This is a genomic window from Methyloceanibacter sp. (genome assembly GCF_049590335.1).
Lineage (GTDB): Bacteria > Pseudomonadota > Alphaproteobacteria > Rhizobiales > Methyloligellaceae > Methyloceanibacter.
In genome coordinates this window covers 1-7,822 of the sequence record NZ_JBAWCQ010000032.1, presented here as the reverse complement: position 1 = coordinate 7,822, position 7,822 = coordinate 1, and the positions used below count along the sequence as shown (strand labels likewise).

The following is a 7,822-nucleotide window of genomic DNA, read 5'->3' as shown; positions in this document are numbered from 1 at the left end:
TCCATCCAACCAAGAAGGCCGTCTGATGCGCTTGAAGAGCGGGATCTGGGTGAGCGCCTATTTGCGCAGATGTGCCGTCGAAAATGTCCCGGCGATTGTGGTCCGGCGCGGTCACGCCGAGGCCGGCGCGATCTTCATTGCTGTCGACCGGCTCGACGGGACGCTCAATCTTTACGGGCCGGCACCGGCGGGGCTGGCCGAGATCGATTCCGAGCGCCTCTGGGTTCCGTGTTTCGACGGCCAGCCGACGGGTGAGGAGAAGGTCAACACCTATCTCGCGCGGCAAGCCGAGTTCGATACCGATCTATGGGTGATTGCGGTCGAGGACAAACAGGGACGCCATTTTCTTGGCGAAGGGCTGACCGCGGCTTGAGCGATGCGGTGCCATTAGGGGTTGGTTAACCTTAACCGAGGCCTAATTCACGAAAGGCGTGTTGTGCGCTGTTTCGTTTGCGCATCGCGTGAGGCAAGCCGCGGAGACCTGAGATGGCGACCATATTGGAATTCCGCGTGACTGAGCACGGCGGCGCCCGAAACGGGACGCCGGGCGAGGGCGCGCTTGGTGAGATCATCATATTCCCGGGTGTGCGCATTGAGCGCCACGACACCCCAAGACAGGCGCTGCAGACCGCCAGCAGCGAGCCTTCGGCCAAAGCCCGAACGACGTCACCGGCCTGACGGCACTGGCGCGGCGGGTGCCGCTCCTACAGGGGGCACCGCCACGGGGGCCGGTGCGGCCGGTCTGCCGCAATAGGTGGCTTTGAGTGCCCGTTCGGCCTCGCCGGCTCGGCTCGGCCCGGCCAGGGGCGCGCGGATCAAGGCGATTCCGTTTGTGACGGGTGAATTCACCACCACCAGGTTTTCAAGTGCTTCGGGCGAGTCGCCTGTGGCGTCCGTGACGGCCTGATCCTTGGTCGTGACGATCAAGTCCACATTGCCACGCTTCATGTCCGCCCCGATAACCGTATAGAAGTTCTCGCCGATCGGCGTGTAGAACGCGATGAGCCAAAGTTCGTCGGGAATGTCCGCGCGCAGCCGGACGGGGCCCTCGGATAGATCGAACAAGCAAGCCGCGTAGCGCACGTCCGGCGCCATGTTCGGCATGACCTGCTGTCCGGCGTTCACCGCCGGCAACTGAATGATGGTGTTTGCGGGGCCGAGCGGCGCCAGTCTGGCATGGGCATTACGTGGCGCGAGCTGCGGCAGCGTGAGCACGGCTATCACGTGAATGAGGCCGGCTAAGACGACCGCCAGGGCAATATAGAGTCCGGGGAGTCTTACTCGCATCGTTTGAGCTCGATCTTGGGGAGGCTCTCGGCCGGAATCTGACCGATACCGCTGACGTCGGTTTCGCGGGGGCCGTAGACGCGCAGCAAAAGCGTGAGATTGCGATCCGGATCGTCTCCGTTGGGTAACCAGTTGCCCGGGCGTACCTTCTGCGAAACATGGATTTCGTAGCTACCGTCCGACCGGCGAATGGCTTCCTCGCTGTTGAAGCTATACCGATTGGATGGGTTGGGCACGATGGACCCGCGCGCGTCGTAAAGCGCGATCGACCACCAACGGGCGTTCAAAGGGGCTCCAGCGATCGTATATTCGCAGGCCGCGCTCAAGCGGCCGCCGCTCGAGTCTGTGCTGGCCGCAAAGTAGCGGGCGGCGGTGGAACTGAGCGGCAGGCGCCCGCTGCGGGCGAGATGGGCGCGCGTATAGGGGTCCGCGTTGGGGTTGCCTTCGCTGAGCCAGCTCGTCCACGGTCCGATACGCGTGGTCGTCAGCATCGATCCCCGCTCGATCATGTACCACGCCGACCCGATACCCAGGATCAAAGCCACGGCAAAGGCGCCGATGAAATAGCCCAGCGCGCGCATGGACGTGCTGCCTTCGTCGCGCCAGAGGCTGTTGTGGGTCTGCGCGTTGGAGACCGGCATGTTTGGGAGCGCTGTCACGCGAGTATCGTCTTTCGATCTTGGCGCAACGCGGGCGTCTTACTGGCGGCCGGCGCTGGCTGCACGCGCCGCCCGCTCCGCATTTCGATTTGCAATCGGCTTGCGCGTGGCAGCGTTTCCGCCGGCCGATGCCACATTCGAACTTGGTTTGTTGCCGGCGGGCGGGGTTGCCCGGCTTTGCCGTGCAGCTTTACGCGGGGCCACGGCCGGCGCCTTCTGCAGGAGGGTGGCGATGTTCCCAAGAACCTGGCGCGTTGCCTTCGACATGTCTTTGGACGTATCGATCGGCGGCGGCACAGGAAGTTCTGCCGTGGTGTTCTGCGACATGACTGCGGCGAGCCGCCGCCGTTCGGCGATCTGCCGCGGATGCGGTGTGACGCCCGGCGCCGTGGCCATGTTGTCGCCGTCATAGGCCGCCTGCATGAAGGTCTTCCAGGTCTGCGCGGGGAAGCTGCCGCCTGTCACACGGCCCATGGGAGAGAAGTTGTCGTTGCCGTACCAAACGCCGGTGACATATTGGCCGGTGAATCCCATGAACCATGCATCGCGATAGTTGGAACTCGTTCCGGTCTTTCCGGCCGCGTTGGTATAATCAAGCTTGGCCCGGCGTCCGGTGCCGGCATCGATGACCGTCTGCAGCATGGAATTGAGGATCTCGGCAGACTTGAGATCGAACACCCGTTCTGGCTTGGGTACATCGCGGTCGTGGTTGAAAAGAAGCTGTCCGCCGATCGTGCTGATTTCCTCGATGCCATAAGGCCGAATGGCCAGACCGCCCGATGCAAACACCGCGTAGCCGCCGACATGTTCGAGCGGGGTCATGCCGTTATCGCCAAGCGCCATCGAGCAGGTCTTCTTCAGATGTTTGATGCCCATCTTGTCCAAATCGGCGAGAACGGTCGCGCGGTCCACCTCGAGCGATAGCTTCACGGCGACCGTATTGACCGATTTCGCAAGTGCCGTGCGCAAGGTCATGCCGCCGCGATAGCCGCCGGAATAGTTCTTCGGTGACCAGCGTCCGCAGCTCACATATCCGTCCACGACCCTTCTGTTGGGCGTGTAGCCGAGATGCTCGATGGCAGAAAGGTAGACATACGGCTTGAACGAGGAGCCGGGCTGCCGGTAGGCATGGGCCGCGCGGTTGAACTGGCTGACGCCGTAGTCCTTGCCGCCGACCATGGCGCGCACGGAGCCGTTTGTCTCCATGGAGACGAGGGCGCCCGCATTGAAGTTCCGTGAGCGGCCGAATTTCGAGATCGTGTCCTCGACGGCGGTCTCGGCCGTCTTCTGCAGGCCAAGATCGACTGTCGTTCGCGCGACGACGATACGATTTGGCCTGTCACCCATGATCCGCTGCACCTCCTCGAAAGCCCAGTCGAGGAAGTAGTCCGGCGTATTCGAATCGCCGCGCTCGATGACGCGCGCCGGATTGAGCCGGGCGCCATAGACCTGGCCCTCACTGAGATAGCCGGCCTCAACCATGTTGCTCAGGACCTCGTTCGCCCGGGCGCGCGACGCGGCCAGATTGACATGGGGCGCATAGCGGGTCGGCGCCTTGAACATGCCGGCGAGCATGGCCGACTCAGCCAGCGTGACGTCGCGGATCGACTTGTTGAAGTAGTACTGTGCGGCCGCCTCCACGCCATAGGAACCGCCGCCCAGATAGGCGCGATCAAAGTAGAGCTTGAGGAGTTCGGGCTTGGTGTAATGGTTTTCGAGATAGATGGCGATGAACGCCTCTTTGATTTTTCTCGTGATGGCGCGCTCGGGCGACAGGAACATGTTCTTGGCGAGCTGCTGCGTCAGAGAGCTACCGCCTTGCACAACCGTATCGGCGCGCGCGTTCTGCACCAGCGCGCGCGTCGTGCCCATGAGGTCGATCCCGAAGTGATCGAAGAAGCGGCGGTCCTCGGTGGCGAGGGTGGCCTTGATCATGTGGTCGGGAATTTCCTCAAGCGGGACGGAGTCGTCACGCAAGAGGCCGCGCTTGCCGATTTCGTTGCCGTAGCGATCGAGGAAGGTGACGCTGAACTCGTCCGAAAGGTTGATCTTGCCTTGGGCAATTTCGAACGAAGGCAGCGCGAAGGCCAGGACGACGAGGAGGCCTGCTACGCTCAGCGTGAGGCCATCGCAGACCAGCTCGTTGCAGGCACGCCAGAAGCCCTTGACCTCGAAGCGGCCGAAAAAGGACGAATAAGAGCCCCACCAATCGCGGAAGCTCGTCAGCGCGGAATAGAGCCCCGAGTCGATCCACGAATCGATCTTGAGCCAGTCGATCAGCTTGACTCGATTATAGCCCTGGATGTCCCGCAATGGAGTTCGACCTCGTTAGGGCGCGCGCGATCCGCCCACACAAAAACCGGCCGCCCGCAAGAGGGCGGCCCAAGTTGTTAAGTATACATCGAATACGGCCATTTATAGAGCTTTGATGCGGTGCGTTATGCAAAATCTGGCCCAATCTTCCTCCTACCGCACCGATCTGCTTAAGGTCCTACTCAAGCTCCGCGAAGCCCCGAGCCTCCATGCAATCCACGTATTCGGATTTGGAGACCTTACCCTTGAGCAGCAGGATGCGGGTAACCGAGGAGATCCCCTTGCGGCGGGCTTGCTCGAGGCAGACGACCTTGGTCGCCTCGAACGCGGCCTTCTTGTCCTCGGCCTCGACGGCTGCCGTCGGCAGGAATGAGACGTCGGGGGCAGGGCCCCGACGGCTGCAAGCGCCAAGTGGTGCGGCCACCACGGCGGCCAGCAACAGTGCCACACACAGCCTTGTCACGGTCGAAAGTTCCCTCGTCGGCGCCCGGCGTGGAAATCGCTGTACGCAAAACGCTACTATTAGCACGTTACCAAGCGGTTCGAATGTGCCGGCCGGTTGCAAGCGTCCTTACGTTCGCGGCCGTGAAGCTCGCTCGCCTGGACACTCGCATTCTTCTCGTCAACCCAACTCAAAACGGTCTTGAGGCCGTCACCAAGCGCCGCCTTCACGACATTTGAGGTAAACGAGTGCATTGGCAAGACTATATGCGCGGCCCAATGCCTCAGGCCGTCAACGAGGCGGCGGCCGCCATCACAGTGCCGTGAGGAGCGCGGGCCTGGTTCCGACCGAGCCTGGCCGGCCGCGCTCGGCTTCGTTGCGGGGAGGAGCATTGAGCGGTTTTTGCGACAGGAACATTTCACAGATGGTGAACGCCCCCTGGCGGGCTTCCGTGACTCTCGAAAGTCGATTGCGCGGCGCCAAATGGACGAGCGCGGCAGCCGTGCTTGAATCTCCCGGAAAGGCCGGGAACAATGCCGCTTGGGATCGCAGAAACATTCCAGCGAGACGAAGAAAGCCGACCAAAATAAGACACCCGTTAGAAGACAAGGGTCACCGGGAGGGAGCGTGCCGGCCATGCAGAGCATTGCCTTGAAGAAGATCGTCGCAATCGCCGCCGCGTTGGGGCTGATGACTTTAACGCAACAGGCATTCGCGCAAGACGACGCGTTCGATCTGTCCGTGCCGAAGCCGGACGCGGAGGTCGGGGGGTCGGCCGATCTCGAATGCGGCACCGAGATGCTCACGGGCAGCGGGCCGGGCTTCACCGCCGACCGGGACAAGGCTGAGACCGTGGCCATCGAGGATTGGATGGAGAAGGCCGCGAAGGTTTTCCCAGACACAGACTTAGATTTCGATCTCGCCAAGGACTCCAATCTCAGCTGCGCGGTGCAAGGGCTCTACTCGAAGTGCTTCGCCGACGGCATTCCCTGCAAGCCGAAGGCAGAGTAGGGGGCTCCGCCCGAAGGCAGAGTAGGGGGCTCCGCGTCTCTGCTCGGGTCATATCACGCTGTGAGACATTTTCTTGACCGTGCAGCGCCTCGCCAAGGTGTTCGGCACCACGCCGGAGTTCTGGATGAACATGCAGAGCCGCCACGACATCCAAATCGCCGCCAAGGAACCGGCGAAAGAGCTTGCTGGGAATAGGGTGCTGGAGGTGGCGGAGGGTTAGGAAGCGCTCTCGCGCCGAAAAGCTAGGAAAAAAATCCTTGACAGCGTGACGCTGTTTGGGCAGCTTCTCTCTACAACGCGACAGTTGGGCGAGGGGCACGGCCCCTTGAGGGGGACGTTCCCTCCAAGTTCCGCGTCGCTGATCGCGTTTAGAACGCCGCTTCCAGAAATGGGGCGGCGTTGTTGGTTTCTCGAGTGTGATTTTTATCTACCCTACCGCGCGACCAAACACCATCGACCCGACTTCCAAAAAATGGTGCCCATGACGCATCCCCGCACGGTCGGCAGTGAAGTGATGCGGCTGTGTGCGCCTCTGCGGCCCCCATTGATTGGGAAGCGGTGCAGTAAGACATTCTCCATAGGGGTATGTTGTTGCGCCGGATCGCCCATCAGCACGGCATCAACGACCGCACATTACGCAAGCATCGGCGGGCGGGCGGCCGTTGGATATGGCGCTATCGATGGTGGCGACAGCCTATCCTGCGCTCCGCCGCCCTAAGACTTGCCGTTCTAAGGGGTGCTGCTCCATTGCGGCGCGCGTCTGGGCTGGCGCGGCCGTGCATGCTACCCTTCCGCCGGGACTCAAAAGCTAAGAATCGGTAAGGAGAGGGGCTATGGCACTACGTCTAACACCACCCACCAAGAACGTTTTCTACGTATCCATCGTCTGCGTGGTCGTCGCGCTCGTGCTGTATTTGCTCGGTGTGCTCGGCGTGATTGACGGTGGGTTTGGGTCCGTTTCGCATTTTGCATTTTGGTCGGCCATGCTGGGTTGGGGCATGCTGACATTAGGCGTTGCGATGAAGGGTGTCTGACGCTTCGCACAGCGTGATCTCAACGGACTGACCCTTTCTTGGGCTGACCCTTTTGGCGGGCGCGCCCAACGAGAAAGATCCATCATCATGGTGCAACGCTTTGGCGAAATGGCGCCTGAGCGCGAGGTTAAGTTCGTGCTCGTCAATCTGCAAGCCGTCGAGCCCGATGGCACTTTCTCCGGCTATGCGAGCGTGTTCGGCCAGGTGGATCTCGGCTAGGACCTCGTCATGCCGGGCGCCTTCCGCGAAAGCCTGAGCACGCAGGACGCGCGCGGCGTGAAGCTGCTGTTCCAGCACGACCGCAACGAGCCCATCGGCGTGTGGCTGGAACTGGCCGAGGATGAGCGCGGCCTCTTCGCCGAGGGGCGCTTGATGCCGGAAGTCACCCGCGCCCGCGAGGTGCTGTCCTTGATGTCGGCCGGCGCGCCTATGAGATCGTGTTGCGCTACCGGGACGGCGTCCGGCCCGCCATGCGGTGCCGTCTGGGGACGAGCATTTTCGAGATCCTGACGGCCGCTGATCTGGGCGAACGGCACCGTCGGCTGCGCTGTGTTTGCGAGGAGCGCGATCTGTCAACGCGCTGACCGTGAAAGGCGTTGAGGCATTCAAACAGCGCTTGGCGGCCAAGGGGCTCGAAGAAGCGACCGGGAAGATGCTCGCAAGCGAGGCGGAGACGGTCAGGGCCAGCGCTGCGCGGGCCACTCCCGGCCGGCTTGGCAAAACGCTTAAAACGATTGAGGAAAGCAACGGCGACCGGCTGTGCTTTGCGATAGGGACGCCGCACAGGGCCGGGCGCTTCTTGGAATTCGGTACGCGTCAGATGCGGGCGCGCCCTTTTCTTTGGCCGGTTTTTCGCGCGCGTTTACCTCGTATTAAGCAAGACCTCACAAATACTTTACATGCGCCTTTGGCGAAGCAATGAGGCAAGCCATTGTAACCGACTGCAGCATTCCTACATAACCACTAACGTTATTTGGTGGAGGACAGCAATGACTGCCGCAAGTTGGGCTCTCCAACGCAGCATCTATCAGACTCTTTCCAATGCACCCGCGCTTACATCCCTGCTCGGCGGAGCA

General features: G+C 61.9%; 13 protein-coding genes. 9 read left to right on the top strand and 4 right to left on the bottom strand.

What is annotated here, in order from left to right; all coding sequences use genetic code 11:
• A partial coding sequence (locus tag WBQ77_RS02360) for a DUF1491 family protein (RefSeq protein WP_424058747.1) occupies positions 1 to 373 on the top strand: 373 nt, incomplete at its 5' end.
• Positions 374 to 486: 113 nt separating this feature from the next.
• Positions 487 to 678 carry a hypothetical protein gene (locus tag WBQ77_RS02355; RefSeq protein WP_424044328.1) on the top strand — a complete coding sequence of 64 codons (192 nt, stop codon included), beginning with the start codon at positions 487 to 489 and terminating at the stop codon, positions 676 to 678.
• On the opposite strand, the gene WBQ77_RS02350 is transcribed toward WBQ77_RS02355, so the two are convergent.
• From WBQ77_RS02350 to WBQ77_RS02335, 4 genes are all read right to left on the bottom strand, one after another.
• The gene (locus WBQ77_RS02350; protein WP_424044329.1) at positions 667 to 1,287 is read right to left on the bottom strand and encodes a DUF1254 domain-containing protein; all 621 of its coding nucleotides are present in this window, start codon (positions 1,285 to 1,287) and stop codon (positions 667 to 669) included. The two genes, WBQ77_RS02355 and WBQ77_RS02350, sit on opposite strands and share 12 nt — an antisense overlap.
• Entirely contained in the window at positions 1,278 to 1,946 is a 669-nt protein-coding gene (locus WBQ77_RS02345; protein WP_424044331.1) for a DUF1214 domain-containing protein, read from the bottom strand. The genes WBQ77_RS02350 and WBQ77_RS02345 overlap by 10 nt, the downstream gene beginning before the upstream one ends.
• A 39-nt stretch (positions 1,947 to 1,985) precedes the next feature.
• A complete protein-coding gene (locus WBQ77_RS02340) occupies positions 1,986 to 4,259 on the bottom strand; it encodes a transglycosylase domain-containing protein (protein WP_424044333.1) in 2,274 nt (757 codons plus the stop codon).
• Positions 4,260 to 4,437: 178 nt separating this feature from the next.
• The gene (locus WBQ77_RS02335) at positions 4,438 to 4,722 is read right to left on the bottom strand and encodes a hypothetical protein (RefSeq protein WP_424044335.1); all 285 of its coding nucleotides are present in this window, start codon (positions 4,720 to 4,722) and stop codon (positions 4,438 to 4,440) included.
• A 615-nt stretch (positions 4,723 to 5,337) separates the two neighbouring features.
• Between WBQ77_RS02335 and WBQ77_RS02330 the strand changes: the two genes are divergently transcribed.
• The 7 genes from WBQ77_RS02330 to WBQ77_RS02300 all read left to right on the top strand — a co-directional run bounded on the left by WBQ77_RS02330 (position 5,338) and on the right by WBQ77_RS02300 (position 7,668).
• Positions 5,338 to 5,712, top strand: a complete 375-nt coding sequence (locus WBQ77_RS02330; protein WP_424058745.1) for a hypothetical protein — start codon at positions 5,338 to 5,340, stop codon at positions 5,710 to 5,712.
• Positions 5,713 to 5,785: 73 nt separating this feature from the next.
• Entirely contained in the window at positions 5,786 to 5,932 is a 147-nt protein-coding gene (locus WBQ77_RS02325; protein ID WP_424044339.1) for a helix-turn-helix transcriptional regulator, read from the top strand.
• A gap of 613 nt (positions 5,933 to 6,545) precedes the next feature.
• Positions 6,546 to 6,746 (top strand): hypothetical protein, encoded by a 201-nt coding sequence (locus WBQ77_RS02320; RefSeq protein ID WP_424058744.1) that lies wholly within the window; start codon positions 6,546 to 6,548, stop codon positions 6,744 to 6,746.
• A gap of 87 nt (positions 6,747 to 6,833) precedes the next feature.
• Positions 6,834 to 6,965: a hypothetical protein gene (locus tag WBQ77_RS02315; RefSeq protein WP_424044342.1), complete on the top strand. Its 132-nt coding sequence runs from the start codon at positions 6,834 to 6,836 to the stop codon at positions 6,963 to 6,965.
• Positions 6,966 to 6,974: 9 nt separating this feature from the next.
• On the top strand, positions 6,975 to 7,256 hold the full coding sequence (locus WBQ77_RS02310) for an HK97 family phage prohead protease (protein ID WP_424044343.1): 282 nt from the start codon (positions 6,975 to 6,977) through the stop codon (positions 7,254 to 7,256).
• Complete coding sequence (locus WBQ77_RS02305; RefSeq protein ID WP_424044345.1) at positions 7,217 to 7,330, top strand: hypothetical protein; 114 nt, start codon at positions 7,217 to 7,219, stop codon at positions 7,328 to 7,330. The genes WBQ77_RS02310 and WBQ77_RS02305 overlap by 40 nt, the downstream gene beginning before the upstream one ends.
• A 2-nt stretch (positions 7,331 to 7,332) precedes the next feature.
• On the top strand, positions 7,333 to 7,668 hold the full coding sequence (locus WBQ77_RS02300; RefSeq protein WP_424044346.1) for an HK97-gp10 family putative phage morphogenesis protein: 336 nt from the start codon (positions 7,333 to 7,335) through the stop codon (positions 7,666 to 7,668).
• Positions 7,669 to 7,822 lie beyond the last annotated feature (154 nt).